Below are 26999 nucleotides of genomic sequence, written 5' to 3'. Positions count from 1 at the left end.
AATGGAGTGGCGCGATCAGGGGATACTCTTGTCAGTGCGTCGGCACGGCGAAAGCGCCGCAATCATCGAGGTGCTGACGCCCTCGCGCGGGCGCCATGCGGGCGTTGTGCGTGGGGGCGCGTCGCGCAAGCTGGCCCCCATCCTGCAGCCCGGAGCGCAGCTCGACCTTGCATGGCGCGCGCGGCTCGAGGATCACATCGGCACCTTCACGGTCGAGCCGGTGCGCAGCCGCGCCAGCCATGTGATGAACGACCGCCTTGCGCTGGCTGGTCTCAATGCGGTCACGTCCTTGCTGCTTTTTTGCCTGCCCGAGCGCGAGGCGCATCTGGCGCTCTACGCGCGGACCGAGGCGCTGCTCGATCTTATGGGCGAGCGGGACGTCTGGCCGCTGGCTTATCTGCAATGGGAACTGGCGCTGCTGGAGGAGATGGGCTTCGGCCTCGACCTCAGTGCCTGCGCCGCCCTTGGCACACGGGCCAATGATCTCAGCTATGTCTCGCCGCGCACGGGCCGGGCGGTGTCGCGTGCAGGCGCGGGCGAGTGGGCCGACCGGCTGCTACCCTTGCCGCCCTGTCTTCTTGGGCATGGTGGCGCGCCCGATGACGAGATCGCGCAGGGCTTTGATGTGACGGGACATTTCCTTCACAATCGGCTGGCGCCCGAGCTGGGTTCGAAGCCGCTGCCCGAGGCACGCGCGCGCTTTGTCGAGCGCTTCAAGGCGCAGGTCACACTTTGACAGCCCGCAAGCCGCGCCGCATAAAGAGTGGGAATCCAAATGGAGACTGATCCCGAATGACCGCCGCTCCCCTTTTTGATGTTCCGCCCGCCCCCTCCGTCGCCATTGCCGGGAGTGACCGCCTGTTCCCCGTGCGCCGAGTCTTTTGCGTGGGCCGCAACTACGCCGCCCATGCTGCCGAGATGGGCAACGAGGTCGACCGCGCCGCGCCCTTCTACTTCACCAAGTCGGCTCATGCGGTGATCCCATCGGGTAGCGAAATTGCCTATCCCGCAGGCACGCGCGATTGCCATTACGAGATGGAATTCGTCATTGCCATCGGCGCCGAGGCCCATGAGGTCAGCGAGGCGGACGCGATGGATGCCGTTTATGGCTATGCCTGCGGCATTGACCTGACACGGCGCGATCTGCAGGGGCAGGCCAAGGAAGGGCGCAAGCCGTGGGATCTGGGTAAGGATTTTGAGAATTCGGCGCTCATGGGTGCTATTACACCCGCCGAGACGTTCGGCGCGCCGAACGATCAGTCGATCACGCTCGATCTCGATGGCAAGCGCGTTCAGGAGGCTAAACTGTCGGACATGGTCTGGAGCGTTCCGGAAATCATCGCGCATCTGTCGCGCTACTACCGCCTTGCGCCCGGTGATCTGATCTACACCGGAACACCTGCGGGGGTTGGTCCGGTGGTGCCGGGCAGCGCCCTGAGCGGTAGGGTCGACGGGTTGGAGCCGATCACGCTGACGATCGCAAAGTAGATCGTCGCCGTGCCTGTCTGCGGGCCGGTTATGAGTACTTTTGCCAAGATGAACCTGCAGGACGGCGCCCCGAAGGAGGAGCGCCGTTTTTGGTTCAGTTGCTTTGGCTCAGGAGGCGGCGTGCGATGACCTGAGCCTGGATTTCGGCAGCGCCCTCGAAGATGTTGAGGATGCGCGCGTCGCAGAGGATGCGGCTGATCTTGTATTCCAGCGCGAAGCCATTGCCGCCGTGGATTTGCAGCCCGTTATCGGCGGCGGCCCATGCGACGCGCGCGCCCAGCAGCTTGGCCATGCCGGCCTCCACGTCGCAGCGGCGCCCCTGATCCTTTTCCCAGGCTGAGAAATAGGTCAGCTGGCGGGCGATCATGATTTCGACCGCCATCATGGCCAGCTTGCCCGAGACGCGCGGAAACTCGATCAGTGCGCCGCCGAATTGCTTGCGGTCCTGGGCATATTGCATGGACACGTCGAGCGCCGATTGAGCGACGCCGATGGCGCGGGCGGCGGTCTGGATGCGGGCAGACTCGAAGGTTTCCATCAGTTGCTTGAAGCCGCGGCCCTCTTCGCCGCCCAGCAGGTTCTCGCCCTTGACGTGAAAGACGTCGAAGGCGATCTCGTATTCCTTCATCCCGCGATAGCCCAGCACCTCGATCTCGCCGCCGGACATGCCCTCGGTGGGGAAGGGGGCCTCATCCGTGCCGGGGGTTTTCTCGGCAAGGAACATGCTGAGGCCCTTGTGATCGGTGCTCTCGGGGTCGGTCCGCGCGAGCAGGGTCATCACATGGGTGCGGGCGGCGTGGGTGATCCAGGTCTTGTTGCCGGTGATGCGGTAATCATCGCCGTCCTTTGCCGCGCGGGTGCGCAGGCTGCCGAGATCGGAGCCGGTATTCGGCTCGGTAAAGACGGCCGTGGGCAGGATCTCGGCGCTGGCAATTTTCGGCAGCCAATGCGCCTTCTGCGCGTCGGTACCGCCGCAGATGATCAACTCGGCGGCGATTTCGCTGCGGGTGCCAAGGCTGCCGACGCCGATATAGCCGCGGCTGAGCTCTTCGGAGACGACGACCATGGACGCTTTGGAGAGGCCGAGGCCGCCGAATTCATCGGGAATGGTCAGGCCGAAGACGCCCATCTCAGCCAGCTCTTCGATGATTGCCATCGGGATCAGCTCGTCTTTGAGGTGCCATTCATGGGCGTAGGGCTCCACCTTTTCGACGGCGTAGCGGCGGAACTGCTCGCGGATCATCTCAAGCTCGTCGTCGAGGCCGGTGCGGCCAACGGTGATCTCGGCCGAGCGGTCCTGCATGAGTTGCACGAGGCGCGTTCGCGCGGCCTGGCTGTTGCCGTGGCGGGTCAGGGTTTGGATGGGCTCTGCGCTCAGAGGCTCGGTTGCATCGGGCCTAAGGCCCAGATCGCTGAGGCGCAGGATTTCGCCCTGGCTCATCGGGATGCCGCCGATGATCTGGTTGAGATATTCGCCAAACGCGATCTGGTGGATCAGCGCCTCGACCTCGCCGAAAGTGCCGGCCTCGGTCAGGCGGTCGGCCCAGGCCTGCATCTGGCGCAAGGCCTCGGCATAGGTGGCAAGCCAGGCGAGGCCATGCGCGGCGCATTGATTGCGGTCGACAAGCGCGCCAGAGACACGGCCCTCGGCGGTCACTTCCTCGCGCAGCGCTGTTTTTGCCGCCGCCACGATGCCATCCACGGGCGCCAGCGCGGCGCGGGTCAGCTCGGTCAGGTCGTCCAGAAGGACGGTCTGAGCCGCCATGTCGATTTGTCCATCATGCGCCATATCGCGTTCCTCTCATATCTGCGCTCTTCCTAATCCCTTCGCAGGTGCAGCGCAACTATAAGACAAATGAAGAATTGTTTTTGTTCTTATCTTGCGCGTCATTTGCGCGCAGTTTTTGACCTCGTACCATGTTTCCTCCCATTCCAACTGCGCCTGTTCGCGCGTATGCAAAGCGCATGGAGCTTTTCGCCGCCTTTGGTCCGCCTGAACTTTGGCTGCTTGCCTATGTGATCGCCTTTGGGGCAGGGGTCATCAAGGGCGTCGTCGGCTTTGCAATGCCGCTGATGCTGCTGTCGGGCCTCAGCAGCTTTGTCGCGCCGGATCTGGCGCTGGCCTGTCTGATCTTGCCGACGCTTCTGACCAATGCCTGGCAGGCGCTCAGGCAAGGCTGGCGCGCAGCTCTTGAGTCTATCCGGCGGTTCCGGCTGTTCCTGCTGGTCGGGGGCGCAACGCTGATCGTGAGCGCGCAACTGGTGCCGGTTCTGCATGCCGCCGTCCTGCTGTTGATCATCGCGGTGCCACTTGTGATTTATGCCGCGACATCTCTGGCCGGGCGCCCGCTTCGTCTGCCGCCCCGTCCGGGGCGCGCTGTCGAGGCCTGGATGGGCGGGGCCGCGGGGATCATCGGCGGCCTCTCGGGCGTCTGGGGGCCGATCACGGTGGCGATGCTGACCGCGATGGAGACCGAAAAGCGCGAACAGGTGCGCATCCAGGGAGTGATCTACGGCCTCGGCGCGGTCGCGCTGACCGGTGCGCATATCGGTTCGGGTGTTCTGAACGCACAGACCTTGCCGCTGTCTCTAGCGCTGGTGCCGCCGGCAATATTGGGGATCTGGACGGGCTTTCAGATTCACGACCGGATTGACCAGCCGCTCTTCAAGCGTTTGACCCTCTGGATCCTGCTGATCGCCGGGCTGAACCTGCTTCGGCGCGGGCTGATGTTGGTGTAGCGCGAATCGAATCGCCCACCACCCGCACGCCGCGCCGTGCCAAGGCAGAATTTAGTGGCCTCCGACCCGTATCGATGGCCGGCAAACAGGGGCGGGACTGCCTATTTGACGGGTTTCAGATGAAAATTGCTGCTTTCTATTTTTGTTTTCCGGGTTTCTACTTATACTCACCCGCAGGCCGATAAGGGCAAAGTACAAGCGACCTGGGGACTGCACCAATGATCCGATCGGAACTGATTCAGAAGATCGCCGATGAAAATCCGCATCTATACCAACGGGATGTGGAGCGGATCGTGAACACGGTGTTCAACGAAATCACCGATGCGATGGCAGCAGGCAATCGGGTCGAGCTGCGTGGCTTTGGCGCCTTTTCGGTCAAGAAGCGCGATGCGCGCATGGGCCGGAACCCACGCACCGGCGAATCTGTTCCTGTCGAAGAGAAACATGTGCCCTTCTTCAAGACCGGCAAGCTCTTGCGGGATCGGCTGAACGGAAAGTAATACATGCGCTACATTCGCTACGCTTCAATCGCCATCTTCGCGCTGGCCCTGATCCTCATTGCATTGGCCAACCGGGTGATGGTGCCTATTCGTGTCGTGCCCGAGAATCTGTCTGGCATGACCGCCCTTGATCCGGCTACCGAGGTGCCCCTCTACGTCATCATTTTCGGTGGTATCGCGGCCGGCCTCATCCTTGGCTTCATCTGGGAGTGGATCCGCGAGGCGGGCGAGAGGGCAGCTGCGGCGCGGCAAGCGCGCGAGATGCAGCGCCTGCGTGCCGAGATCAAACGTCTCAAGGCCGAAAAGCACGAGGGCAAGGACGAGGTGCTGGCCCTTCTGGACAATGGCCGCTGATCGCAAGGTGCCGCGCGATGTCCGGATCAAGATGTGCGGGCTGCGTACCTTGGATGATATCGCTGCGGCCGCACTGTCAGGCGCGCAATATGTCGGCTTCGTCTTTTTTCCGCGCTCGCCAAGATGTGTGACAGCGGCGGAGGCTACTGCCCTTGCGATTGCCACGCCTGACGGGATCGCCAAGGTCGCGCTGGTGGTCGATGCCAGTGATGCGGAACTGGACGCGCTGACGGAGACGGTGCCGCTGGATATGCTGCAGTTGCATGGCGGCGAGACGCCGGGGCGGGTGAGCGAGATCAAGGCGCGCTACGGTCTGCCGGTGATGAAGGCCGTGGGCATCGCAGAGGCGACCGACCTGCCGCAGATCGATGCCTATAGCCAAGTGGCCGACCAGTTGCTGATCGACGCCAAACCGCCCAAGGGCTGTGCGCTGCCCGGCGGCAATGCGCTTGCCTTCGACTGGTCGCTGATCGCCGGACGCCGCTGGAGTCTGCCATGGATGCTGGCGGGAGGCCTGACGCCCGAAAATGTCTCCCTCGCGATCGAGCGGACAGGCGCGCAGCAACTCGACGTCAGCTCGGGGATCGAAAGCGCACCGGGTGTCAAGGACGCGGCGCTGATGCGAGCGTTTGCCGCGGCGGCGCGCGCCTGACCGATTTTCGCTGGAAAACCCGGCGCGCCTCCCATATCCATCGGGCCAGCGCGCGTGAGAAAGGCTTGCCAAATGAATGACCTCTTCAACAGCTTCATGACCGGACCTAATGAAAAGGGCCGTTTCGGTGATTACGGTGGACGCTTTGTCAGCGAAACGCTGATGCCGCTGATCCTGGAGTTGGAAGAACAATACGAGCACGCCAAGACGGACGAGAGCTTCTGGGCCGAGATGCATGACCTCTGGACCCATTATGTCGGCCGCCCCAGCCCGCTCTACTATGCCGAGCGTCTGACGCAGCATCTGGGCGGCGCCAAGGTCTATCTCAAGCGGGACGAGTTGAACCACACCGGCGCGCACAAGATCAACAACGTGCTGGGCCAGATCATCCTCGCCCGCCGTATGGGCAAGAGCCGCATCATCGCCGAGACGGGCGCGGGCCAGCACGGCGTCGCCACCGCCACCGTCTGCGCCAAGTTCGGCCTGAAATGCGTGGTCTACATGGGCGCGCATGACGTCGAGCGGCAGAAACCCAACGTTTTTCGCATGCGTTTGCTGGGCGCCGAGGTGATCCCCGTGACCTCGGGCCGCGGCACGCTCAAGGACGCGATGAATGACGCGCTGCGCGACTGGGTGACCAATGTGCGCGACACTTTCTACTGCATCGGCACCGTTGCCGGCCCGCATCCCTATCCGGCCATGGTCCGCGATTTCCAGAGCATCATCGGCAAGGAAGCCAAGGAGCAGATGCAGGCCGCCGAGGGCCGCCTGCCCGATACGATCATCGCCGCGATCGGTGGTGGGTCGAACGCGATGGGCCTCTTTTATCCGTTTCTCGACGACAAGGAAGTGAACATCATCGGCGTCGAGGCCGGCGGTAAGGGCGTGAATGCCAAGATGGAGCATTGCGCCTCGCTGACCGGAGGACGTCCCGGAGTGCTGCATGGCAACCGCACCTACCTGTTGCAGGATGATGACGGCCAGATCCTCGAAGGCTACTCGATCTCGGCGGGGCTCGACTATCCTGGCATCGGACCCGAGCATAGCTGGCTGCACGATATCGGCCGCGCCCAATACGTCTCGATTACAGACAAGGAGGCACTGGAAGCGTTCCAGTTGAGCTGTGCCCAGGAGGGTATCATTCCCGCGCTCGAGCCGAGCCATGCCTTGGCCCATGTGATGAAGATCGCGCCCGACCTGCCCAAGGATCACCTGATCATCATGAACATGTGCGGGCGCGGTGACAAAGACATCTTCACCGTGGCCAGGCATCTGGGCTTTGGCATGGACGAGAAGGATTGAGGCGGCGGCCGACTTCCAGGGCTTGTTTCGAAGGCTTACAGGCTGGTTAATCGCGTGACGGAAGAAGCCGGCTGCATATGTCCCGGCTTTTTCCTGGTGGCAAATACCCATTGCGGAGGGTCGCAGGCCGCGCAAGATCAGCGGGTGGGTACAGGCGCATCCCCGCGATAGTCGTAAAAACCGCGCCCGGCCTTGCGGCCCAGCCATCCGGCCTCGACATATTTCGTCAGCAGCGGGCAGGGGCGGTATTTCGTATCGGCCAGCCCGTCATGCAGCACGTTCATGATGGCGAGGCAGGTGTCGAGGCCGATGAAGTCGGCCAGTTCCAGCGGGCCCATCGGGTGATTCGCGCCCAGCTTCATCGACTGGTCAATCGAACGGACATTCCCGACCCCCTCGTAGAGGGTATAGACAGCCTCGTTAATCATCGGCATGAGGATGCGGTTCACGATGAATCCGGGAAAATCCTCGGCGGAGGCGGCGGTTTTGCCAAGGTTTTCGACGACCTTGAGGCAGGTATCGTAGGTTGCCTTGTCGGTGGCGATGCCGCGGATCAGCTCGACCAAGCTCATTACCGGGACCGGATTCATGAAGTGAAAACCCATGAATTTCTCGGGCCGGTCCGTGCGGCTGGCAAGGCGCGTGATCGAGATGGACGAGGTGTTGGAGGTCAGGATCGTATCGGGTTTCAGATGCGGCACCAGATCCTCGAAGATCGCCTGTTTGACGGTCTCGCGTTCGGTGGCGGCTTCGATGATCAGGTCGGTCTGCCCGAGATCGGTCAATGTCAGCGTGGTGCCGATCCGCCCCAGCGCGCCATCCATTTCCGCCTGTGCGATCTTCTCACGGCTGACCTGACGTTCCAGGTTGCGGCGCATGGTTTCCATCGCGGAATCCAGCGCGTCCTGGCTGACATCCGTCATCAGCACCTCGTAGCCCGCCAAAGCCATGACATGCGCGATGCCATTGCCCATCTGCCCTGCGCCGACGACGCCGATAGTCTGGATGTCCATAATGCTGCCCCGCTTGCCGTTTGCTGCACAATAGGCCCTCGGGCAGGGGCGCCGCAAGGGCTGCGCGGCGCTGACATTCCTTCACATCTTTAGACGAATTAACGCTTTAGCCATTTCTAAAGGGATTAGGGCGATTCTCCTCCTCGGGTGAACTTTATTGGTGGGAAAAATGGCTTATGAAAAGCTCGGGGCAACGCCTCTCGATTACATGCCGTGCCGCTACGGCGCATCGAAACTTCTTTTTCGCGGACCCAAGCGGGACCTGACGGGGCGCTATGTCGCCTTTCTGGGGGGGACGGAGACCTATGGTAAATTCGTGCCACGGCCTTATTCCGCGCTGATCGAAGCCAAGCTGGGCGTTCCTTGCGTCAATTTAGGTTGGCCGAACGCGGGGTTAGACGTTCTCTTGCATGACGGGGATGTCATCAGCGCCGCCTCGCGGGCCGAGGTGACTGTGCTTCAGGTCCTTGGTGCGCAAAACATGTCCAATCGGTATTACACCGTGCATCCGCGCCGCAATGACCGGTTTGTGCAGGCCTCGACGCTCTTGCGAGGGATCTTCCCAGAGGTGGACTTTACCGAGTTCCACTTCACGCGGCACATGCTTGGATGCCTCGCGCAGCTGGCGCCGGGCAGGTTCGCGGCGGTGCGGCGAGAGTTGCAGGATGCGTGGAGCGCGCGGATGAAGCTGCTACTGAGCCGAATCGATGGTCCGGTCATCCTGCTATGGATGTCCGCGCATCCGCCACAGGCCCGCGCCGACGATCCCGATCTGGCAGATGATCCTGCCTTCGTTACCCGCGCAATGCTGCGCACGGTTCTCGGGTCCAATGTGGAGCTGGTCGAGGCGCCCTATAGCGCGGCGGCGGTTGCCAAGGGCACGCGCGGCATGGCCTTCTCGCAGTTTGAGGCGAGCGCCGCCGCAGAATTGCCCGGCCCAGCCGCGCATAGGGACGTCGCCAAGGCCGTTCTTCCCTCGCTGCGCGCTTACCTCTCGTGATGCAAAAAGGCCCGCCTTCAATCTCACAGGCGGGCCTTTCAAAAATGACAGTAGCGCAGGCGGCTTAGCCCAATTTCGAAGTCAACTCTGGCACGGCGTCGAAGAGATCCGCGACAAGGCCGTAATCGGCGACCTGAAAGATTGGCGCCTCTTCGTCCTTGTTGATCGCAACGATGATCTTCGAGTCTTTCATCCCGGCCAGATGCTGGATCGCACCCGAGATGCCGACCGCGACATACAGGTCCGGCGCCACGACCTTGCCGGTCTGGCCAACCTGCCAGTCATTGGGCGCATAGCCCGAATCGACCGCCGCGCGGCTGGCGCCGACAGCGGCGCCAAGGGCATCGGCGAGCTTCTCGATCATGGCGAAATCGTCCTTGCTGCCGACACCGCGGCCGCCAGAGACGACGACACCCGCCGAGGTCAGCTCGGGGCGGTCAGATGCGGCGACCTTGTCCTCGACCCATTCCGAAAGGCCGGGATTGTCCGTCGCAGAGATGGTCTCGACCGGGGCCGAGCCGCCCTCTTCGGCAGCATCGAAGGTCGAGGTGCGAAAGCTGATGACCTTCTTGCCATCGGTTGATTTGACCGTCTGAATGGCGTTGCCCGCATAGATGGGACGCTCGAACGTGTCGCCCGAGACAATGCCGGACACGTCCGAGATGACCATCACGTCCAGAAGCGCCGCAACGCGGGGAAGGACGTTCTTGGCGTCCGTCGTGGCCGGCGCAACGATATGCTCGTAATCGCCCGCGAGGCTGACGATCAGCGCCGCAGTCGGCTCGGCCAGGCGGTGACCCAGCGAGGCGTCTTCGGCCACGAGCACCTTCGCGATGCCCTTGATCTTGGAGGCCGCTTCGCCAGCGGCGGCGGCGGACGCGCCGCAGCAGAGTGCGGTCACGTCACCCAGATTGGCCGCCGCGGTCACGGCCTTGGCGGTGGCATCCATCGCCAGTTCGCCATCGGTCACTTCGGCAAGGAGAAGAACAGCCATTACACAGCCCCCGCTTCTTTGAGTTTCGCTACCAGCTCGTCCACCGAGCCGACCATTTCACCAGCCTTGCGCGCCTCGGGCTCGGCGGTGCCGGTGACTTGCAGGCGGGGCGTGACGTCGACGCCGTAATCCCCGGCGGTTTTCTCGTCCAAGGGCTTCTTCTTGGCCTTCATGATATTCGGAAGCGACGCGTAGCGCGGCTCGTTCAGGCGCAGATCGACGGTGATGATCGAGGGCATGGTGACCTTGATCGTTTGCAGGCCGCCATCCACCTCGCGGGTGACCAGCGCGTGATCGCCTTCGATGTCAAGGCCGCTGGCAAAGGTGCCCTGGCTCCAGCCCAGCAGCGCCGACAGCATCTGGCCGGTGGCGTTCATGTCGTTGTCGATCGCCTGCTTGCCCGCGATGACGAGGCCGGGCTGCTCTTCGTCGATGATCGCCTTGAGGATCTTGGCGACGGCCAGCGGCTCGATATCGGTGTTCACGTCTTCGGAGGCGACGACGAGGATGGCGCGATCCGCGCCCATCGCCAAGGCCGTGCGCAGCGTTTCCTGCGCCTGTTTCACGCCGATGGAAACGGCGATGACTTCCTCTGCCTTGCCGGCCTCCTTGAGGCGGATGGCCTGCTCGACGGCGATTTCGTCGAACGGGTTCATCGACATTTTGACGTTGGCAAGATCGACACCGCTCCCGTCCGCCTTGACGCGGACCTTCACGTTGTAGTCGATCACGCGTTTGACAGGCACGATCACCTTCATTGGCATAATCTCCTCAGATTGGCGAAGAGTCGCGTGGCGACTCTCCAGAAACGCTCTCCTCGGCGTTGATATAGAAACGGCAATACGGAAAACAGGGAAAAAGCGTCACACGCGGGGTCGGGCGCGCCTTCTTTTGGGGGTAGCCGGCGGTTTTGCGCAGTGTCGTGGCGGCGCCGTCAGGGACTGACGCCGTGTTTTTGCGCCAATTCAGCCAGGATCGAGCCCTCGGGCGGGGTGCCTGCGAACCGATTGTGCAGACGTGCGCGCACGCGCCGCCCGTAGAAATGGATCGATACGGTGTCATCGCGTACGCGCTTCCACGTCTTGGCGGCATCACGGAAATAATCCCGCCGGTCCTCGAACGGGACGGGATAGAGAACATGCGGCTCCAGCGCGAAGCGAAACTCGTCATGTTCGCGCAGGAAATGGGACAGCGCCTTTGGCCCCCAGGCGCCCCAAGGCATCTCGGACACATGCATCGGATCGCCGTTTGCGGCGCGTTCCTTCATCTCGCGGCGGTGGCGCGGCATCATCCAAGGCGGAATGGCATATTCATCCTCGCAAAACTCGATGAGGGACCGCAGCGTGGGGGACCCGGCCGGAAGCGCCATAACTCCGCTCGCCACGATCTTGTCGGTCTCGCGGCCGAAGAAATAGCCCTGCGTCGGCTCGAACGGACGCAGGCAATAGGCATCGGTATCGGACCATATGATGCCATCATTCCCGGCCAGAAGGTGATAGCGGAACTTGTCCGAGTGAACCGCGGGGCTACCGGTGCGCTCGTGGCGCACGATGGTCCCTGGTTGGGGCAGTACATCGTTGGCCGAGGCCTGCTCCACGCCATCGGGAAGACCTTCGAGGCCGCCGTAGGAAAAGACCACCACGCGGTGCCCCGCATCCCGGAACGACGTCATGCAGAGCCGCTCGACAAAGCCGGGGGGCGGTCCCTCCCAGAACATGGCAATGGTGGGAAGTGTCATGGGCCGGGCTCCGTTCTGGTCATGTCGTCCGGCACGCCGGAGCGTTGCGAGCTTGCCACATCCCCGGCAACCCTGCCAGACGCATTCAGCGGTTCGCGCCCGGAACCCAGAGCACGTCGCTCTTGCCGCCATCGTTGGCCATGCGGCCGGCGACAAAGAGCCAGTCACTGAGGCGGTTGAGATACTTGACCGCCGCAGGGTTCACCGTCTCGACCTCGGCAAGCTCGGTTGCCAGGCGCTCGGCGCGGCGGCAGACGGTGCGGCAAAGGTGCAGATAGGCCGCAAGGTTGGAGCCGCCCGGCAGGATGAAGCTGCGCAAAGGCTCGAGAACCTCGTTCATCACGTCGATTTCCGCTTCGAGCCGGTCCACCTGGCTTTGGGCGATGCGCAGGGGCGGATACTCGGCCTCTTCGTCCTTTTCCATGCCGGGGCGGCACAGATCCGCGCCCAGATCGAACAGGTCGTTCTGGATACGCGCCAGCGCGTCATCCGTCTCGCCGGTAGCGTGCAGACGCGCCATGCCGAGCGTCGCGTTGACCTCGTCCACCGTGCCATAGGCGGCGGGTCGCGCCGAATGTTTGGCCACGCGGCTGCCATCGCCGAGGGCGGTGTCGCCCTTGTCGCCGGTGCGAGTATAGATCTTGTTGAGAACGACCATGGTCACTGGCCTCCGAATTGCTTGTGAAGGGTCACGAAGGCGAGAATCACCAGCACTGCAACAAATTGCGCGATGATGCGCCAGCGCATGAACTTGTTTGCCCGTTTGCCATTATCCGCGCCCTCCTTGCCGAATGTGCTGATCCCCATGGCGAGGATGATCGCAACGCCGATGCAGGCAGCGGCGACAAGCAGGAAGAGCGGATCTTTGAGCATGGGAGCCTCCGAAGATGGGTCTGGCCCGGATGTAGACCTTATGAGCCCAAAGGCGAAGGGGAAATTCAGACGTGGAGGCCATGCGCGCGCAATGCCCTGTCAGGCGCGCGACAAAATCCAGTCGAGCGCGCGGGTGGGCAGGATACGGCGCGCCACGCCCATCGCATGGGTCGGCACCGTGACGGGATAACGCGCGCGGGGCCGGCGTGCCTCGACCGCATGCACCAGTTTTTTCGTCACGGCAGAGGGCGGCAATTCGAACGTGTCGGGCCCGTTCGAGGTATAAAGCCGCTTTTGCAGGCCCGCGCGATAGTCAGCCTCACGCGCGGAGTTCTCCCAGTCGATCCAACGCTCGAAATGCGGGATCGAGTTCTGGCGAATGAGGGAGGTGACCGGACCCGGCTCGATCAGGCTGACGCTGATGCCCGTTCCGCGCAGCTCGATCCGCATCGTGTCGGTCAGGCCCTCCACCGCGAATTTCGTCGCGTTATACGCGCCCCGCCAAGGCAGCGTGACAAGGCCCAGCACAGAGGAGCATTGCACGATCCGCCCTGCGCCCTGGGCGCGCATCACCGGGATCACGCGGCGCGTCAGGTCATGCCAGCCAAAGAGGTTGGTCTCGAATATCTCGCGCAGCGCGCCGGTGGGCAGATCCTCGACAAGGCCGGGGCAGGCGAAGGCGCCGTTGTTGAACAGAGCGTCCAGCCGCCCGTGCGAGGCATGCAGAACCTCGGCCAGCCCCGCGGCGATGGTGCTTTCATCCGCGTAGTCAATAAGCGGACTGTGCAGGCCTTCGCTTTGCAGGCGTGCGCAGTCTTCGGCCTTGCGGCAGGCTGCGAAAACGGTCCAACCGCGCGATTTCAGCCCATGAGCCGCGTCGTAACCGATACCGGAGGAGCATCCGGTGATGAGGATCGTGCGCGCCGCGCCAACTGTGCCGGAGGTCAAATCAGTTTGCCGCCGTGACCAGCCAATCGGCCATCCATCCGGTCCGGCCGGTATCCAGATCGCGCAACTCGACCCACGCGCCGCGTCGTCCCAGCACCTCGACATCGGTGCCGCGGGTCAACTGATCGACCTTGTCGAAGTTCGTGCCAGGCCCGCTGCGCATGTTGGCGATGTCACCAGCGACACTGCGAACATCCGCACTGCCACGGGTCGATACAACAGCTTGGTCTATCGGGATTGAGCGCACGTCGGACACGAGGCTTTCGACATTGAACGTGCCGACCGCGTCGATGGCGCGTGGCTCTATAGCATCACCGCCATTCAGGGGCTGCGATGCGGACGCCAGGGTGATATCAAATCCGCCGCGTTGATCTTCGGGGATGCCGGAGAGGCCGGCGAACATCTTCTGCGTGCGCTCTTCAATGGTTACCGGCTTTGGAAACACGGACTTCTGCGCAGCGGACTTCGCCAGCTTCGGCTCCGGTGCCGTTTCGGCCTCGGCAAGCGCCGTCGGAGCTTCGCGAGGAACGGCAAAAAGCGGCTTTCCCTTCATCGCTACTTGCAGCGAAGTGGGCGCTGGGGCGTAGTCGGCGCCGCCACTTGCCTCATAGAATGCGAGGCCAAGAAACGCGAAACTGACCAGAATAAAACGCCACATTACTTTGCAACCCCCATTGCACATCTGTGCGCGTCACCGCGCACCTGCAGGCCTGAACATTCGGCCCTTGCAGATCGGCAGGCAGCCGCCGATCTCTAATTATTCACTTTACACGATTCGCCACCTGCCAGAACGGCAAAAGTATCGAATCGCTCGCGAGAGGCGCTTTACGTGCAAAGACGCCACGGCTATCACCGCGCATATGAGCGATGACATCAAAGATCCCGACGCGCCGGGTGGCGACGTGCCACCCCAGCTGTCCGAGCCGCTGCGCCGCGCGATCGGCGAGCGCTACCTTACGTATGCGCTGAGCACGATCATGCACCGCGCGCTTCCCGATGCACGCGACGGGCTCAAGCCCGTTCATCGCCGGATCCTCTATGCAATGCGCGAGCTGCGGCTTAGTTCCACCGGGGGCTTCCGAAAGTCGGCCAAGATCTCGGGCGACGTGATGGGTAACTACCACCCGCATGGCGACGCCGCGATCTACGATGCGATGGCGCGCCTCGCTCAGGACTTCGCGGTGCGCTATCCGCTGGTCGACGGGCAGGGCAACTTCGGCAATATCGACGGCGATAACCCCGCCGCCTCGCGTTACACCGAGGCGCGCATGACCGCCGTGGCCGAGGCGCTGCTGGAGGGCCTGAGCGAAAACGCCGTTGATTTCAGGGACAATTACGATGGCACCCTGACCGAGCCGGTCGTGCTGCCCGCCAGCTTTCCGAACCTTTTGGCCAACGGCTCGTCGGGGATCGCTGTGGGCATGGCCACCAACATCCCGCCCCACAACATTGCCGAGCTGATCGACGCCTGCCTGCATCTGATCAAGGTGCCCGATGCGCGCGACGATACGCTGCTGAACTACGTGCCCGGTCCCGACTTCCCGACGGGCGGCGTGATCGTGGAGCCGCCCGAGAACATCGCGCAGGCTTATCGCACCGGGCGCGGCGCTTTCCGTCTGCGCTGCAAGTGGGAGGTCGAGGATCTGGGCCGCGGCCAGTGGCAGATCGTCGTGACCGAGATCCCGTACCAGGTACAGAAATCCAAGCTGATCGAGAAGATCGCGGAGGTCATTCAGCTCAAGAAGATCCCGATCCTTGCTGATGTACGCGACGAGAGCGCAGATGACGTGCGGCTTGTCCTTGAGCCGCGCAGCAAGAATGTCGCGCCTGAGGTGCTCATGGGCATGATGTATCGCAACTCGGACTTGGAAGTCAGATTTTCTCTCAATATGAACGTCTTGATCGACGGAGTTACTCCAAAAGTCTGCTCGATGAAGGAGGTGCTGCGCGCCTTTCTCGACTTCCGCCGCGAGGTGCTTCAACGCCGCTCGCTGCACCGGATGGAGAAGATCGACCACCGGCTGGAGGTGTTGGAAGGCCTGATCGTCGCGTTTCTTAACCTCGACCGTGTGATCGACATCATCCGCTACGACGAGGCGCCCAAGGCGGCGCTCATGCGCGAGGACTGGGGCAGGGAATTCACCCGCGCGACGGACGAGTCGGACTACGTCTCGCCCGCCGAGGGGGGCGAGGACGGTCTGACCGATCTGCAAGCCGAATCCATCCTCAACATGCGCCTGCGCAGTCTGCGCCGGCTGGAAGAGATCGAGCTGCTGAAAGAGCAAAGTGCCCTGATGGAAGAGCGCGCAGGTCTTGAAGACCTACTGGAGCACCCCGAGTTGCAATGGGACGCGATTGCGGACCAGTTGCGCGAGGTCAAGAAAGCGTTCGGCAAAAGCTATGAAGGCGGGGCGCGCCGCACGCAGTTTGCCGTGGCGGGCGAGGTCGAGGATGTCCCGCTTGAGGCAATGATCGATCGCGAACCGATTACCGTGGTCTGCAGCCAGATGGGCTGGATCCGCGCCATGACGGGCCATATCGACCTGACCCGCGAGCTGAAATTCAAGGATGGCGACGGACCGCGCTTCCTCTTCCATGCCGAGACCACCGACCGCCTGCTGGTCTTTGCCAGTAACGGGCGCTTCTACACGGTGCCTGCCGCCAACCTGCCCGGCGGGCGCGGCATGGGCGAGCCTCTGCGCCTGATGGTGGATCTGCCGAACGAGGCCGACATCATTGACATTTTGATACATCAGCCGGGGCGCAAGCTGCTCGTCGCTTCGTCTGCGGGCGACGGGTTCGTCGTGCCCGAGGACGATGTTCTGGCCCAGACGCGCGGTGGCAAGCAGGTGCTGAACGTCCGCGCGCCCGCCCGCGCAACGGTGTGCAAGCCGGTGACGGGCGACCATGTCGCTGTTGTTGGTGAAAATCGCAAAATGTTGGTTTTTGCAACGTCCGAACTGCCCGAAATGGGGAGAGGCAAAGGTGTCAGGTTGCAAAAGTATAAGGATGGTGGGCTAAGCGACGCCGCTACGTTTGATCTTGAGGCGGGACTGAGCTGGCTAGATCCGGCGGGGCGTACTCGCACTGAAGCCGCGCTGGACGAGTGGACGGGCAAGCGCGCGGGTAGTGGCCGCATGGCGCCGCGCGGTTTCCCGCGCGACAACAAGTTTACCTGAGTTTTGATACTCAAGCCTCTCTAGCCGTGCAGTAAATCAGGTGATTTCCTGAGGGCGCCACGATCTTCAGCAGGTCCAAGCCCTAGGGCTGCCTCTCTATGTGTCGACCTTGCCAAAGCTGCGCAGGATGGGCAAACGGATGACTGCGCGGACTGGACAGGTGTTCCGCGCTCGGGATAATGCCCGGCGGCAGGCCGGGCAGCGGAAAGGCGGAGATATGAGCGGGGCGCTGAAAGGCGAGTATCTCGGCACAGCAGCGCCGCTTTTCTGGCTGGCGGTGCGCACCGCGATGCTGACCGCGCTGACGCTGGGCGTCTATCGGTTCTGGGCCAAGACACGGATCCGGCGGCATGTCTGGGCCGCGATCGGGGCCGATGGCGACATGTTCGAATATACCGGCACGGGGATGGAGAAATTCCTCGGCTTTCTGGCCGCGATCGTCGTGCTGGCGCTCTATCTGGGCGTGGTGCAGATGATCCTGTTCTATTTCGGCTTGACGCTGTTTGGCGCGGCCGAGACGCCTGCGCAGGCTTTTTTGCAATTCGGTGCGTTGGGCATCACGTCGCTGGCGGTCCTGCCGCTGGTCTTTTTCGCGCAGTATCGCGCGCGCCGCTACAAGATGGCGCGCACCCGCTGGCGCGGCGTGCGCTTTGGCGTGCTGCCGGGCGCGTGGGGCTATGTCTGGCGGGCGATGGCGCATTGGGCGGTGACGCTCGCCTCGCTGGGCCTTTTGTGGCCGCGGATGACGTTCTACCTAGAGAAATACAAGGCGGATCGCAGCTGGTACGGGGACGCGGCATTCCATCAGGGGGGCCGCTGGCAAGAGCTTTACCCGGCAATGAAGCATCTTTTCGTCGGGCTCGGCCTGATCGCGCTGTCGGGTGCTTTTTTCTGGGCCGAGGTCTGGGTGATGGGCGGTCTTTGGGGCGCGCTGGGCATGGTCTGGACCGTGGTCGGCATGCTTTCCTACCGAGTCAGCAGCTTTGCCTATCTGGCCGATAATCTGACCCTTGGCGATGCGCCCATCGCCTTCGGGGCCGCGCCCGAAACATGGGCGATCCTGTGGCAGATCGTCGGCGGCGCGCTGCTGGTCTCGCTCGGCTCGGGCTTGGCGTTCGGGGTGCTGGGGCTGGTGCCCGCGACGCTCCTTGCGATGGATGTGCTGCCGCTGGCGGTGATGGTGGTGCCGCTGGTTCTGGCCTATCTGCTTGCCATGGCAATCTCGTCTGCGCTCTGGATGACCTGCGTGGCGCAACCGGTTTTACGCCATCTGGTCACACGCTGCCGGCTTGAGGGACCGGGCGCGCTGGACAATATCCGTCAGCGCGGCGCCGATACGGGCACGGATGCCGAGGGCTTTGCCGATGCACTGGATATTGGGGGGACGTTCTGATGCTGCCGGTGCCCGCACGCTATTACGACGGCCTCAGCGCGGCGCGGCGCGATGTGCGTGTCCTGCTGGCCGAAGATGGCGGGGCGCTGATCATCCTTGGCGGACCGGACGCCACGCGCGAGGAGTGGCCCCTCAGTCTGCTACGCCGTGCACCGGGGCAGGCGGCGCGCGGCAAGACCATGCGCGGGCAGCTTGTGCTGACGCTTTACCAGCCCCAGAACACTGCCGATGCGGCGCCCCTGTCGCCGGCGCGGCTGGTGCTACGCGATTCCAATCTGATCACGGCGCTGCGCGCCCGCTGCCCCCGCCTGATGCGCACGGAGCGCAGGCCCCGTGCGACGGGCCGCCTGCTTCGGCGGGGTAGCCTCGCCGTGGCCGCAGTGGCGCTGATGCTCTTCGTGATCCTGCCGCGCATGGCGGATACGCTGGCAGCCCTTCTGCCGATCGACCGAGAAATTGCCTTTGGCCGCGCCGTGGTCGGCCAGATCGAAACGGCGCTGGGCGCCTCGCGGCTGGGCGCGCTGACCTGCGACGTGCCTGCCGGGCGCGTGGCGCTGGACAGCATGATCGCCCGGCTGGGCACCGGGGCCGAACTGTCTTACGAGCTGGACGTGGCAGTGCTGGATCACGAGATGGTCAATGCCTTTGCCGCACCCGGTGGCCATGTCGTGATCATGCGCGGCCTTCTGGACGATGCGAAGGGTCCCGATGCAGTGGCCGCCGTACTGGCGCATGAGATTGGCCATGTCGAGGCGCGCGATGCAACGCGCCATGCCCTGCGCGCCGCCGGGTCGGCTGGTCTTCTTTCAATGGTGATGGGCGACGTGACCGGGGGCGCCGCCGCCGTTTTTCTGGGCGAGCGCGTGCTGCAAGCCAGCTATACGCGCGAGGCCGAGAAGCAGGCGGATGCCTTTGCCCTGCAAATGCTGAGCGGCGCTGACATCAGTAGCGCCGGGATGGCTGGATTCTTTGAAAAACTGGCGGAAGCGGAGGGCGACGGCGTGGCTGGCCTGCCGGAATATCTGGCAACCCACCCGGTCAGTGTCGAGCGTGCGGCCCGCGCGCAAACCCATGCTGAGACGCAGGGCGTGACCATGCCCATTCTCAGCGCGGATGAGTGGCAGGATTTGAAGGCCATCTGCGACTGAGGCGGCACCCAAGAAAAAGTCCCGCCGGGTCTCTCAGGTGGGACTTTTCCGTATCATGTGTGGCTGCGACTCATTCCAGCGTGTTGCCCTTTTTGATCACGCCGGTTCCGGCGCTTTCGCCGTCCTGAAACCACTCCAGCTGGTTGCCATCCACCTCGGCCATGTAGCAGCCGAAATCCGTGCCGGGATAGCAGACGCCCTCATCGGTGATCTCATATGTGCCACCGCCCGTGGCATCTTCGTAGCGGCCATCCTCGCCGAAATAGCTGGCATAGCCGCCGCCGCCCATATCGCCCTGGAACGTATTGCCAACCAGCGCTTCTCGCAGCTCATCGGGGCTGGACTGGGCCAGCGCGCCCGTGCTGGCGGCGCCAAGCGCGATCGCCGCGGCAAGGGCGCTTCGTGTCATCATGGAAAGGGTCATGGCAGTCTCCTCTTGTGGTGGACGTTCCGGATCAGATAGCGGAACGGTGGCCATATCAATGGCGCAGCGCCCGCCCTGCCTCCCCCGCAGGCGTAAAACCGCCGCCGGGCTAGACCGGCTCGGCGGTCAGCCAGACGCCCCCCTCGGGGCGCAAGGTCAGGATCATCACCGGCGCGGGATCACGTCCCTTGACCGGGGAGAAGCGGAACCGCCCCAAGAGCGTGGCAAGGATGATCACCGCCTCCTGCAGGGCGAAACTCGCCCCGATGCAGATGCGCGGGCCGTCACCAAAAGGCAGGTAGGCATAGCGCTCCATCTCCTTGCGGGCCTCGAACCGCTCGGGGCGGAAGGTGTCGGGCGCGTCCCACAGCTGATGATGACGGTGCAGTGCGTAGATCGGGATGATAACGGTATCGCCCCGCCGGATCTGCCGCCCGCAGAGCGTGTCATCCGCCAGCGCGCTGCGCGACACCATCGCGGCAGGCGGGTAAAGACGCAGCGCCTCGTCCGCGACCATGCGGACATAGGGCAGATCCGCTACATGTGCACCGGTTACCGGCCCGTCGCCGCAGACGCGGCGCACCTCTTCTCGCGCCTTGTCCTGCACGCGCGCGTCAAAGGCGCAAAGATAGAGCGACCAGGCCAGCGTCAGCGCCGTCGTCTCGTGCCCGGCGACGATGAAGGTCAGCAGGTTGTCACGCAGCTCGGCCGTATTCATGCTGCGCTTGGTTTCGGGATCCTCGGCCTCCAGCAGCAGGTCCAGAAGGTCCGGCACGCCTTGCGGTCCGCGCTTGCGCCGCGCCTCGACGGCATCGTCCGCCACGCGCTTCATGTCGCGCAGGGCCGAGCCTGACATGACGCGCCCCGGACGCGGCACCCAATCGGGCAGGCCGAGGATATCGAAAAGAGAGATCTTGCCAGCCTCGGCGATATAGGCGTCGATGGCGTTGTGCACGCCATTGGCATCGAAACTACCGTCGCCCGAGAAGGTGACATCGGCAATGACGTCAAAAGTCGTGCGCACCATGTCCTCGGCCACGTCCACGGCACGCGGCCCGGCGCTGGCGATCCGCTCGGCACTGCGCTGGGCGGCGGCGGTCATGATCGGAGCCAGGTTCATCACGTTGCGATGCGAAAAGACGGGCGCTGCGGCGCGCCGCTGCCAGCGCCATTCGGCGCCCTCTGCGATGAACATGCTTTGGCCGATGGCGGGGCGCAGCAGGTTCTTGGTGACCAGCGACTTGGGGTAGTTCTCGACCTTCTCCAGCAGGACACGGCGCAGCGCGCCGGGATCCATCACCATGTGCCATCGCTTGCCCGTCCGGCCCGATACCATCGGCTGGCGCGTGGCGAGATCGGGAATGATGCTGAGAACGTTCCGCCGCGCGGCACCAAGGCTGGCAAGAATCCCCATGGGTTCGGTCACCAGCGGGACACGCACGGGAAGGGCGGGGGCAGGGGATGCTGTATCACTCATGCCTATAATGTAGCGGCCCCCGCGCCCCGGGCAATCGCGCATCGCCGCAATTCGTTGCGCAGTGAGGCGGTCTGCGCTATCGCAAACGGGCCGCTTTTTGTTTCACGACCTGAGGATTGCCGTCCATGCTTCGCTGTTTTGCCCTGCTTTGCCTTACGATTTCAGTCGCCGCCTGCACCAACCCAAACGATCTGGACAAGGCGCCGGTACCCCTGGGCGATTTTGCGCTGGGCCATAACGTTGTCGTCGCGCCGAACATCACGAAAGGGCCGCTTTCGCGCGACGCCTCGAAGGAGGAGTGGACCGCGTCGATGAAACAGGCCGTGGATGAGCGGTTCAGCCGCTATGGTGGCGACAAGCTCTATCATATCGGCGTTTCGATCGAGGGCTATGTGCTGGCCATGCCGGGCGTCCCGGTGGTCGCCTCGCCCAAATCGGCCCTGATCCTCAACGCCACGGTTTGGGACGATGCCGCCGGCAAGAAGCTGAACGAGAAGCCCGAGCAGATCACAGTGATCGAATCATTCTCGGGTGAGACAGTGCTCGGATCGGGCCTGACGCAGTCGAAAGAGGTTCAGATGACCAATCTCAGTCGCAACGCGGCCAAGCTGATTCAGAACTGGCTGGTCCGCCAGAAGCACCAGGAGGATTGGTTCGGCGGCACGGCTGCCGATCGGAAGACAGCCGCACGGGCCAAGGCAACTGCGGTTGCGACCGCAGCGCCTGTGGCGGCGACGGCGGAAACCGATAGCTGATCGCAGACGGATTTCGGCAAGATATCGACGATTGATGTCTTGATTCCCGCGCCCGCCTCGCGTAATCGGTCGATCGGCCTTAGGGGTATAGCTCAGCTGGTAGAGCGACGGTCTCCAAAACCGTAGGTCGCGGGTTCGAACCCTGCTGCCCCTGCCAATTTTCTCAAGATACAGACTTATTGTGTTGCCTTGGCCGAATTCCGGGCACCGTCGGCCCTCGCGTCTGAGGGGCGAGCACATGTTGTACGCTTTGACATGATTTCGTCACGCTTGCCACAATTTTGCCCAAATCGCGCCCTATACCGTTCTCATTCGGCTGATTCCGCGCGGTTGTTGTTCGTGGTTTGCCGGATTCGCGTGGGGGCGCGAAGTGGGGTAATGTTGCTATGGCGTATTCTGACGATCTGACGGGATCACGCATTCCGTTCGAAGCATTGAGACCGGGCCTGCGCCTGAAGCCGCTGCAATCGCGCGGCGCCAGTCTTTCGGACGAAGAAATCGACGATGTAATCGCACACACATTGGCCGAAGAGCGTCAGCTTCAGGCGCGCGCGGCCTTGCCGGCGATTGCCAGCCAAGAGGAGTTGGCCGGCACGGCGGGGCGCCTTTCGCGGCGTGCTGCACGCGAGCGACGCCAAGCCGAGGCGCGGTTGGAGGCCTCGCGCGCCAAGCATGGGACGACTCGGCAGCCGGACGGTGACGTCAAGACAGCGCCGCGTCTCGCTCCGGTCGAAGATCTGACGCCGCCGCGGCAAGGGCTGCGTCTGGGGGCGCGCTTCGGATTTCTTTCGACTAAATGGCCGCGCCGCGCCGTCGTGGCGGCGCTCTTGCTGGGCGCAACGTGGGTGTGGCCCTGGGCCGTACCGACGGCCATTCTGGTTGCAGCGGTGCTGTGCGTTGCCGGCATTCTTGCGCTGGGCTCTGACACCACTTCGAGCGCATTGATCTGGCTTTACCATCGCCGCCTTGTGCGCAACCCGGTGGGCGCCGAACGGATGCGCGCCCGCTTGGACCGCCTTGCCATGCGCGTGGACGAGGTGCTGGACCGGCTGCCGGAAGGCTGGACGACAGGCCTCTACATGGCGGATTTCAGCCGTGAGGCATTACGGCCGGATGAGGTCGGCGACGATGCGCCGGACCCGTTCGATAAACTGCGCGCCGAGGCGGCCAGCCTCTGAGGCGCAGCGTCCCACATTCCATTCGCTACCGTTTGCGCACTTGAATTCATGCGCGCCGGCGCGTATGTGGCGGCGCAGCGTCCCATATTTGCACGGGGCCGCATTCAGCAAAAGAAGGCAGCGCATGGCACGCACCAATCCGCTTCAATTCGTTCAGCAGGTCCGCTCGGAAGTCAGCAAGGTCGTCTGGCCGACGCGCCGCGAGGTGCTGTTGACCACGGTCATGGTTTTCATCATGGCAGCTTTGACCGCCGTCTTCTTTGCGCTGGTCGATCTGGGTATTCGCAGCGGTTTGCAGGGCATTTTCTCGCTGGTCGGCTAAACGGCGCGCCGCCACGGCGGGCGCTGTGCGGGTAAACTGGCAACCGCCACTTGAATCCATGGACGAGGCAGGGTATCCGGCGAGGCAATTCTGAAATGTGGCGCGCGGCGATTCGAGCCCCGCGCCGATTTTGTTTGGAAAACGTCCGGTGACGCGCCTTTGCGGCATCCTGGACATTTAGGTAATTCCGGCCCGCGCGCCGGACGAGACGGAGACAGGCTCAGCATGGCAAAGCGGTGGTATTCGGTGAGCGTTCTGTCGAATTTCGAAAAGAAGATCGCCGAGCAGATCAGAACGTCGATCGTCGAGAACGGTCTTGAAGACGATATCGACGAGGTGCTGGTCCCGACCGAAGAGGTCATCGAGGTGCGCCGCGGCAAGAAAGTGACCGCCGAGCGCCGCTTCATGCCCGGCTATGTGCTGGTGCGCATGGAGATGTCCGATAAGGGCTATCACATGATCAACTCGATCAACCGCGTCACCGGCTTTCTGGGCCCGCAGGGCCGCCCGATGCCGATGCGCGATGCCGAAGTGCAGGCCATCCTTGGCCGCGTTCAGGAAGGCGAGGAAAGCCCGCGCACCCTGATCCATTTCGACATCGGCGAGAAGGTCAAGGTCAACGACGGCCCGTTCGAGGGCTTCGATGGATCGGTCGAGAATGTCGATGAAGAGCACCAGCGCCTCAAGGTGTCGGTCTCGATCTTTGGCCGGGAAACCCCGGTCGAGCTGGAATTCACGCAAGTTACCAAGCAATAGGGACTTGCGAGATGCAGTGCCTTGCATAGGTGCTGCGGCCCGGTGCGATCCGGGCCTCATGTGGAAGGCGAGGGGGCCGCGGCCCTCGGACCGGACCACACAACCTGAGTGGTTCGCGGGCGCGCCCGGGACCTGTTGGAAATGGAAGGAGAGGCCTCATGGCCAAGAAACTCGCCGGGAAGATGAAGCTGCAGGTGAAAGCCGGGCAAGCCAACCCCAGCCCGCCCGTCGGCCCCGCACTGGGTCAGCGCGGCATCAACATCATGGAATTCTGCAAGGCGTTCAATGCCAAGACGCAGGACATGGAGCCGGGCGCCCCGTGCCCGACCGTGATCACCTACTACCAGGACAAGTCCTTCGAGATGGACATCAAGACGCCGCCGGCGTCCTACTATCTCAAGAAGGCGGCCAAGCTGTCGTCGGGTGGCAAGACGCCCGGCCGCGACACCGCTGGCTCCGTCACGGTCAAGCAGGTCCGCGAAATCGCGGAAGCCAAGTGGAAGGACCTGAACGCAAACGACGTCGAGGCCGCGATGAAGATCATCGTGGGCAGCGCACGGTCCATGGGCATCGAGGTGAAGTAAGATGGCAAAGCTTGGAAAACGCGCCCGCGCAGCCCGCGAGGCATTCGCCGGCAAGTCGGACCTCAGCGTCGAAGACGCCGTCGCCCTGGTCAAGGGCAACGCCAAGGCGAAATTCGATGAGACCATCGAGATCGCCGTCAACCTGGGTGTCGACCCGCGCCACGCCGACCAGATGGTCCGCGGCGTCGTCGGCCTGCCCAACGGCACCGGCAAGGACGTTCGCGTCGCTGTCTTTGCCCGCGGCCCCAAGGCCGAAGAGGCGGAGAAGGCAGGCGCAGATATCGTCGGTGCCGAAGATCTGATGGAGATCGTTCAGGGCGGCAAGATCGACTTTGATCGCTGCATCGCCACGCCCGACATGATGCCCGTCGTGGGCCGTCTGGGCAAAGTGCTTGGCCCCCGCAACCTCATGCCGAACCCGAAAATCGGGACGGTGACGATGGATGTCGCGCAAGCTGTCAAGGACGCCAAGGGCGGCCAGGTGCAGTTCAAGGCCGAGAAGGCCGGCGTGGTCCATGCAGGCGTCGGCAAGGCGTCCTTTGATCAAGCCAAGCTGGTCGAGAACGTCCGCGCCTTCATCAACGCCGTGGCCAAGGCCAAACCGGCCGGCGCCAAGGGATCGTACATGAAGCGCATCTCGCTGACCTCGACCATGGGGCCGGGCGTGACGATCGACGTGGCCGACGCCGCGACCGAGTGATCTCAGGCTGACATGAAATGGGAAGGGAGCGGGCCTTGGGTCCGCTCCTTTTTCATTGGAGACGGAAGCTGATGCGCAGAAATTTGCATGTTGGCCCGCGATCCTGCCCTCGGGGGGTTGGCATTCCGCCGCAAACCCTCTAAAGGCACCCAAGCAGGGCAGGCACGGGATTCGTTCCATGCCTGTTTTGCATTTCGTCCAAGACGGTGGGTGGGCCTTTGGCCCTTAATATCCTGCCCGAGGCGGGAATTGAGATTATCAGCCAGGCGCACGCCTCGGATGCTTTATCGATGCCCCGTTTACAGGACCAAATGCCAGGCGCTTCTGTCTGGCTGAACTGAGCCGGGGGACACCCCCCAAATTTGGAGTAAAACTGTGGATAGAGCCCAGAAAGAGAAAGTGGTCGACGAGCTCGGCCAGATCTTCGAAAGCTCTGGCGTCGTAGTGGTTGCCCACTACACCGGTCTGACAGTTGCGGAAATGCAGGATCTGAGGGCGCGCGCACGCGCGGCCGACGCATCCGTCCGCGTTGCCAAGAACAGGCTCGCCAAGATCGCCCTGGACGGCAAGCCCTGCGAATCCATCGCAGGCTACCTGACGGGCATGACCGTTCTGACCTATTCCGAAGACCCCGTGGCTGCGGCCAAGGTGTCCGAGGATTTCGCCAAAGGGAATCCGAAGTATCAGATTCTCGGCGGGGCAATGGGTGAGAACGCTCTGGACCGTGCCGGCGTCGAAGCCGTGTCGAAGATGCCCTCGCGCGACGAGCTTATCGCTCAGATCGCAAGCTGCATCGGCGCACCCGGATCGAACATTGCCGGCGCGATTGGCGCGCCCGCTTCGAACATCGCGAGCATCCTCTCGACCATCGAAGAGAAGGCCGAAGCGGCCTGAACGCAATTGGACTGTCCGGCAAGGGCATTCGCCCTGTCGTTGGAACACATCTAAAACGGAAAGCATGAGAAAATGGCTGATCTGAAGAAACTGGCAGAAGAGATCGTTGGTCTGACGCTGCTCGAAGCACAAGAACTGAAAACCATCCTGAAGGACGAGTATGGCATCGAGCCCGCAGCAGGCGGCGCAGTGATGATGGCTGGTCCCGCAGGCGGCGACGCCGGCGCGGCTGCAGAAGAGCAGACCGAGTTCGACGTCATCCTGAAGTCGGCTGGCGCCTCCAAGATCAACGTGATCAAGGAAGTCCGCGCGATCACCGGTCTTGGCCTGAAAGAAGCCAAGGAACTGGTCGAAGCCGGTGGCAAAGCCGTCAAGGAGCAGGTCTCCAAGGACGAAGCAGACGACATCAAGGGCAAGCTGGAAGCAGCTGGCGCCGAAGTCGAGCTGAAGTGATCGGCGTCCTTTGGGCGCAGGCCGCCTGAAGGAACGCCTGCATGTGGCTGGATCCGGAATTTCCGGGTCCAGCCGAACCTGTCTTGGACAGGCCCCAGTATGGCCAAGGGCGGCGGTTCACGAAGCCGGCACCTT

Annotated in this window: 30 protein-coding genes and 1 tRNA gene; 20 read left to right on the top strand and 11 right to left on the bottom strand. The window is 63.3% G+C overall.

Translation table 11 applies throughout. The features are described from left to right. The first annotated feature begins 1 nt into the window (after window position 1). Together recO and ACEWPM_RS03515 are read left to right on the top strand one after the other, a co-directional pair. Window positions 2–736, top strand: coding sequence for a DNA repair protein RecO (recO, locus tag ACEWPM_RS03520; RefSeq protein ID WP_393961790.1), 735 nt, complete (start codon window positions 2–4; stop codon window positions 734–736). A gap of 56 nt (window positions 737–792) precedes the next feature. Then, a complete protein-coding gene (locus tag ACEWPM_RS03515) occupies window positions 793–1488 on the top strand; it encodes a fumarylacetoacetate hydrolase family protein (RefSeq protein WP_393961788.1) in 696 nt (231 codons plus the stop codon). 94 nt (window positions 1489–1582) lie between these two features. On the opposite strand, the gene ACEWPM_RS03510 is transcribed toward ACEWPM_RS03515, so the two are convergent. Beyond that, window positions 1583–3277 carry an acyl-CoA dehydrogenase family protein gene (locus ACEWPM_RS03510; protein WP_393961786.1) on the bottom strand — a complete coding sequence of 565 codons (1695 nt, stop codon included), beginning with the start codon at window positions 3275–3277 and terminating at the stop codon, window positions 1583–1585. A 176-nt stretch (window positions 3278–3453) separates the two neighbouring features. Between ACEWPM_RS03510 and ACEWPM_RS03505 the strand changes: the two genes are divergently transcribed. From ACEWPM_RS03505 to trpB, 5 genes are all read left to right on the top strand, one after another. After that, window positions 3454–4227, top strand: a complete 774-nt coding sequence (locus ACEWPM_RS03505; protein ID WP_393961784.1) for a sulfite exporter TauE/SafE family protein — start codon at window positions 3454–3456, stop codon at window positions 4225–4227. Between the two features lie 218 nt (window positions 4228–4445). Further along, window positions 4446–4727: an integration host factor subunit beta gene (gene ihfB, locus ACEWPM_RS03500; RefSeq protein WP_393961782.1), complete on the top strand. Its 282-nt coding sequence runs from the start codon at window positions 4446–4448 to the stop codon at window positions 4725–4727. 3 nt (window positions 4728–4730) lie between these two features. After that, window positions 4731–5081: a lipopolysaccharide assembly protein LapA domain-containing protein gene (locus tag ACEWPM_RS03495; RefSeq protein ID WP_393961780.1), complete on the top strand. Its 351-nt coding sequence runs from the start codon at window positions 4731–4733 to the stop codon at window positions 5079–5081. Then, window positions 5071–5733, top strand: coding sequence for a phosphoribosylanthranilate isomerase (locus tag ACEWPM_RS03490; RefSeq protein WP_393961778.1), 663 nt, complete (start codon window positions 5071–5073; stop codon window positions 5731–5733). The genes ACEWPM_RS03495 and ACEWPM_RS03490 overlap by 11 nt, the downstream gene beginning before the upstream one ends. Before the next feature lie 72 nt (window positions 5734–5805). Then, window positions 5806–7035 (top strand): tryptophan synthase subunit beta, encoded by a 1230-nt coding sequence (trpB, locus tag ACEWPM_RS03485; protein ID WP_393961776.1) that lies wholly within the window; start codon window positions 5806–5808, stop codon window positions 7033–7035. A 137-nt stretch (window positions 7036–7172) separates the two neighbouring features. Here the strand turns inward: trpB and ACEWPM_RS03480 are convergent, their stop codons facing one another. Beyond that, on the bottom strand, window positions 7173–8048 hold the full coding sequence (locus ACEWPM_RS03480; protein ID WP_393961774.1) for a 3-hydroxybutyryl-CoA dehydrogenase: 876 nt from the start codon (window positions 8046–8048) through the stop codon (window positions 7173–7175). Window positions 8049–8217: 169 nt separating this feature from the next. Between ACEWPM_RS03480 and ACEWPM_RS03475 the strand changes: the two genes are divergently transcribed. Beyond that, window positions 8218–9048, top strand: a complete 831-nt coding sequence (locus ACEWPM_RS03475; protein WP_393961772.1) for a DUF6473 family protein — start codon at window positions 8218–8220, stop codon at window positions 9046–9048. Window positions 9049–9112: 64 nt separating this feature from the next. On the opposite strand, the gene ACEWPM_RS03470 is transcribed toward ACEWPM_RS03475, so the two are convergent. The 7 genes from ACEWPM_RS03470 to ACEWPM_RS03440 form a co-directional block, all read right to left on the bottom strand. Then, window positions 9113–10042: an electron transfer flavoprotein subunit alpha/FixB family protein gene (locus ACEWPM_RS03470; RefSeq protein ID WP_393961770.1), complete on the bottom strand. Its 930-nt coding sequence runs from the start codon at window positions 10040–10042 to the stop codon at window positions 9113–9115. Then, the gene (locus ACEWPM_RS03465) at window positions 10042–10800 is read right to left on the bottom strand and encodes an electron transfer flavoprotein subunit beta/FixA family protein (protein ID WP_393961769.1); all 759 of its coding nucleotides are present in this window, start codon (window positions 10798–10800) and stop codon (window positions 10042–10044) included. Before ACEWPM_RS03465 ends, ACEWPM_RS03470 begins: the two co-directional genes overlap by 1 nt. 176 nt (window positions 10801–10976) lie before the next feature. Continuing rightward, window positions 10977–11780, bottom strand: coding sequence for a hypothetical protein (locus tag ACEWPM_RS03460; RefSeq protein WP_393961768.1), 804 nt, complete (start codon window positions 11778–11780; stop codon window positions 10977–10979). A gap of 85 nt (window positions 11781–11865) precedes the next feature. After that, window positions 11866–12438 (bottom strand): cob(I)yrinic acid a,c-diamide adenosyltransferase, encoded by a 573-nt coding sequence (locus ACEWPM_RS03455; RefSeq protein WP_393961767.1) that lies wholly within the window; start codon window positions 12436–12438, stop codon window positions 11866–11868. 2 nt (window positions 12439–12440) lie between these two features. Then, window positions 12441–12653: a twin transmembrane helix small protein gene (locus ACEWPM_RS03450; RefSeq protein ID WP_393961766.1), complete on the bottom strand. Its 213-nt coding sequence runs from the start codon at window positions 12651–12653 to the stop codon at window positions 12441–12443. A 99-nt stretch (window positions 12654–12752) separates the two neighbouring features. Continuing rightward, window positions 12753–13601, bottom strand: a complete 849-nt coding sequence (locus ACEWPM_RS03445; protein WP_393961764.1) for an SDR family NAD(P)-dependent oxidoreductase — start codon at window positions 13599–13601, stop codon at window positions 12753–12755. Window position 13602: 1 nt separating this feature from the next. Then, window positions 13603–14259, bottom strand: a complete 657-nt coding sequence (locus tag ACEWPM_RS03440) for an SH3 domain-containing protein (protein WP_393961762.1) — start codon at window positions 14257–14259, stop codon at window positions 13603–13605. Between the two features lie 202 nt (window positions 14260–14461). Between ACEWPM_RS03440 and parC the strand changes: the two genes are divergently transcribed. The 3 genes from parC (at window position 14462) to ACEWPM_RS03425 (ending at window position 19321) form a co-directional block, all read left to right on the top strand. Then, window positions 14462–16780, top strand: coding sequence for a DNA topoisomerase IV subunit A (gene parC, locus ACEWPM_RS03435; RefSeq protein ID WP_393961761.1), 2319 nt, complete (start codon window positions 14462–14464; stop codon window positions 16778–16780). A gap of 217 nt (window positions 16781–16997) precedes the next feature. Beyond that, window positions 16998–18173, top strand: a complete 1176-nt coding sequence (locus ACEWPM_RS03430) for a DUF898 family protein (protein WP_393961759.1) — start codon at window positions 16998–17000, stop codon at window positions 18171–18173. Next, window positions 18173–19321, top strand: a complete 1149-nt coding sequence (locus tag ACEWPM_RS03425; RefSeq protein ID WP_393961758.1) for a M48 family metallopeptidase — start codon at window positions 18173–18175, stop codon at window positions 19319–19321. The genes ACEWPM_RS03430 and ACEWPM_RS03425 overlap by 1 nt, the downstream gene beginning before the upstream one ends. Window positions 19322–19391: 70 nt before the next feature. On the opposite strand, the gene ACEWPM_RS03420 is transcribed toward ACEWPM_RS03425, so the two are convergent. Continuing rightward, a complete protein-coding gene (locus tag ACEWPM_RS03420) occupies window positions 19392–19745 on the bottom strand; it encodes a hypothetical protein (protein WP_393961757.1) in 354 nt (117 codons plus the stop codon). Window positions 19746–19854: 109 nt separating this feature from the next. Further along, entirely contained in the window at window positions 19855–21222 is a 1368-nt protein-coding gene (locus ACEWPM_RS03415; RefSeq protein ID WP_393961756.1) for a cytochrome P450, read from the bottom strand. A 125-nt stretch (window positions 21223–21347) separates the two neighbouring features. Here ACEWPM_RS03415 and ACEWPM_RS03410 point away from each other — a divergent pair, with 125 nt between their 5' ends. The 9 genes from ACEWPM_RS03410 (at window position 21348) to rplL (ending at window position 26864) form a co-directional block, all read left to right on the top strand. Next, complete coding sequence (locus tag ACEWPM_RS03410) at window positions 21348–21977, top strand: hypothetical protein (RefSeq protein ID WP_393961755.1); 630 nt, start codon at window positions 21348–21350, stop codon at window positions 21975–21977. Window positions 21978–22058: 81 nt separating this feature from the next. Further along, window positions 22059–22134 (top strand) — tRNA-Trp (locus ACEWPM_RS03405). A 229-nt stretch (window positions 22135–22363) separates the two neighbouring features. Next, a complete protein-coding gene (locus ACEWPM_RS03400) occupies window positions 22364–23155 on the top strand; it encodes a hypothetical protein (protein ID WP_393961754.1) in 792 nt (263 codons plus the stop codon). Window positions 23156–23279: 124 nt separating this feature from the next. Further along, entirely contained in the window at window positions 23280–23477 is a 198-nt protein-coding gene (secE, locus tag ACEWPM_RS03395; RefSeq protein ID WP_393961753.1) for a preprotein translocase subunit SecE, read from the top strand. Between the two features lie 225 nt (window positions 23478–23702). Further along, complete coding sequence (gene nusG / locus ACEWPM_RS03390; RefSeq protein ID WP_393935233.1) at window positions 23703–24233, top strand: transcription termination/antitermination protein NusG; 531 nt, start codon at window positions 23703–23705, stop codon at window positions 24231–24233. 158 nt (window positions 24234–24391) lie between these two features. Continuing rightward, a complete protein-coding gene (gene rplK / locus ACEWPM_RS03385; RefSeq protein WP_393961752.1) occupies window positions 24392–24817 on the top strand; it encodes a 50S ribosomal protein L11 in 426 nt (141 codons plus the stop codon). Between the two features lies 1 nt (window position 24818). Next, window positions 24819–25517 (top strand): 50S ribosomal protein L1, encoded by a 699-nt coding sequence (gene rplA / locus ACEWPM_RS03380; protein WP_393961751.1) that lies wholly within the window; start codon window positions 24819–24821, stop codon window positions 25515–25517. A gap of 375 nt (window positions 25518–25892) precedes the next feature. Beyond that, on the top strand, window positions 25893–26411 hold the full coding sequence (gene rplJ, locus ACEWPM_RS03375; RefSeq protein WP_393961750.1) for a 50S ribosomal protein L10: 519 nt from the start codon (window positions 25893–25895) through the stop codon (window positions 26409–26411). A gap of 72 nt (window positions 26412–26483) precedes the next feature. Continuing rightward, complete coding sequence (gene rplL / locus ACEWPM_RS03370; protein WP_393935226.1) at window positions 26484–26864, top strand: 50S ribosomal protein L7/L12; 381 nt, start codon at window positions 26484–26486, stop codon at window positions 26862–26864. The last annotated feature ends 135 nt before the right edge of the window (window positions 26865–26999 follow it).

This window comes from Roseovarius maritimus (assembly GCF_043355895.2).
In the GTDB taxonomy this organism is placed as follows: Bacteria; Pseudomonadota; Alphaproteobacteria; order Rhodobacterales; family Rhodobacteraceae; genus Roseovarius; species Roseovarius maritimus.
Note: the sequence above shows the minus strand (reverse complement) of the source record. Positions and strands in the feature narration are given on the sequence as shown.

What these genes read in the sequence shown, in the direction of transcription:
- recO (WP_393961790.1), top strand. Translation starts at nt 2, where the DNA reads ATGGAGTGGCGCGATCAGGGGATACTCTTGTCAGTGCGTCGGCACGGC.
- ACEWPM_RS03515 (WP_393961788.1), top strand. Translation starts at nt 793, where the DNA reads ATGACCGCCGCTCCCCTTTTTGATGTTCCGCCCGCCCCCTCCGTCGCC.
- ACEWPM_RS03510 (WP_393961786.1), bottom strand. Translation starts at nt 3,277, where the DNA reads ATGGCGCATGATGGACAAATCGACATGGCGGCTCAGACCGTCCTTCTG.
- ACEWPM_RS03505 (WP_393961784.1), top strand. Translation starts at nt 3,454, where the DNA reads ATGGAGCTTTTCGCCGCCTTTGGTCCGCCTGAACTTTGGCTGCTTGCC.
- ihfB (WP_393961782.1), top strand. Translation starts at nt 4,446, where the DNA reads ATGATCCGATCGGAACTGATTCAGAAGATCGCCGATGAAAATCCGCAT.
- ACEWPM_RS03495 (WP_393961780.1), top strand. Translation starts at nt 4,731, where the DNA reads ATGCGCTACATTCGCTACGCTTCAATCGCCATCTTCGCGCTGGCCCTG.
- ACEWPM_RS03490 (WP_393961778.1), top strand. Translation starts at nt 5,071, where the DNA reads ATGGCCGCTGATCGCAAGGTGCCGCGCGATGTCCGGATCAAGATGTGC.
- trpB (WP_393961776.1), top strand. Translation starts at nt 5,806, where the DNA reads ATGAATGACCTCTTCAACAGCTTCATGACCGGACCTAATGAAAAGGGC.
- ACEWPM_RS03480 (WP_393961774.1), bottom strand. Translation starts at nt 8,048, where the DNA reads ATGGACATCCAGACTATCGGCGTCGTCGGCGCAGGGCAGATGGGCAAT.
- ACEWPM_RS03475 (WP_393961772.1), top strand. Translation starts at nt 8,218, where the DNA reads ATGGCTTATGAAAAGCTCGGGGCAACGCCTCTCGATTACATGCCGTGC.
- ACEWPM_RS03470 (WP_393961770.1), bottom strand. Translation starts at nt 10,042, where the DNA reads ATGGCTGTTCTTCTCCTTGCCGAAGTGACCGATGGCGAACTGGCGATG.
- ACEWPM_RS03465 (WP_393961769.1), bottom strand. Translation starts at nt 10,800, where the DNA reads ATGAAGGTGATCGTGCCTGTCAAACGCGTGATCGACTACAACGTGAAG.
- ACEWPM_RS03460 (WP_393961768.1), bottom strand. Translation starts at nt 11,780, where the DNA reads ATGACACTTCCCACCATTGCCATGTTCTGGGAGGGACCGCCCCCCGGC.
- ACEWPM_RS03455 (WP_393961767.1), bottom strand. Translation starts at nt 12,438, where the DNA reads ATGGTCGTTCTCAACAAGATCTATACTCGCACCGGCGACAAGGGCGAC.
- ACEWPM_RS03450 (WP_393961766.1), bottom strand. Translation starts at nt 12,653, where the DNA reads ATGCTCAAAGATCCGCTCTTCCTGCTTGTCGCCGCTGCCTGCATCGGC.
- ACEWPM_RS03440 (WP_393961762.1), bottom strand. Translation starts at nt 14,259, where the DNA reads ATGTGGCGTTTTATTCTGGTCAGTTTCGCGTTTCTTGGCCTCGCATTC.
- parC (WP_393961761.1), top strand. Translation starts at nt 14,462, where the DNA reads ATGAGCGATGACATCAAAGATCCCGACGCGCCGGGTGGCGACGTGCCA.
- ACEWPM_RS03430 (WP_393961759.1), top strand. Translation starts at nt 16,998, where the DNA reads ATGAGCGGGGCGCTGAAAGGCGAGTATCTCGGCACAGCAGCGCCGCTT.
- ACEWPM_RS03425 (WP_393961758.1), top strand. Translation starts at nt 18,173, where the DNA reads ATGCTGCCGGTGCCCGCACGCTATTACGACGGCCTCAGCGCGGCGCGG.
- ACEWPM_RS03420 (WP_393961757.1), bottom strand. Translation starts at nt 19,745, where the DNA reads ATGACCCTTTCCATGATGACACGAAGCGCCCTTGCCGCGGCGATCGCG.
- ACEWPM_RS03415 (WP_393961756.1), bottom strand. Translation starts at nt 21,222, where the DNA reads ATGAGTGATACAGCATCCCCTGCCCCCGCCCTTCCCGTGCGTGTCCCG.
- ACEWPM_RS03410 (WP_393961755.1), top strand. Translation starts at nt 21,348, where the DNA reads ATGCTTCGCTGTTTTGCCCTGCTTTGCCTTACGATTTCAGTCGCCGCC.
- ACEWPM_RS03400 (WP_393961754.1), top strand. Translation starts at nt 22,364, where the DNA reads ATGGCGTATTCTGACGATCTGACGGGATCACGCATTCCGTTCGAAGCA.
- secE (WP_393961753.1), top strand. Translation starts at nt 23,280, where the DNA reads ATGGCACGCACCAATCCGCTTCAATTCGTTCAGCAGGTCCGCTCGGAA.
- nusG (WP_393935233.1), top strand. Translation starts at nt 23,703, where the DNA reads ATGGCAAAGCGGTGGTATTCGGTGAGCGTTCTGTCGAATTTCGAAAAG.
- rplK (WP_393961752.1), top strand. Translation starts at nt 24,392, where the DNA reads ATGGCCAAGAAACTCGCCGGGAAGATGAAGCTGCAGGTGAAAGCCGGG.
- rplA (WP_393961751.1), top strand. Translation starts at nt 24,819, where the DNA reads ATGGCAAAGCTTGGAAAACGCGCCCGCGCAGCCCGCGAGGCATTCGCC.
- rplL (WP_393935226.1), top strand. Translation starts at nt 26,484, where the DNA reads ATGGCTGATCTGAAGAAACTGGCAGAAGAGATCGTTGGTCTGACGCTG.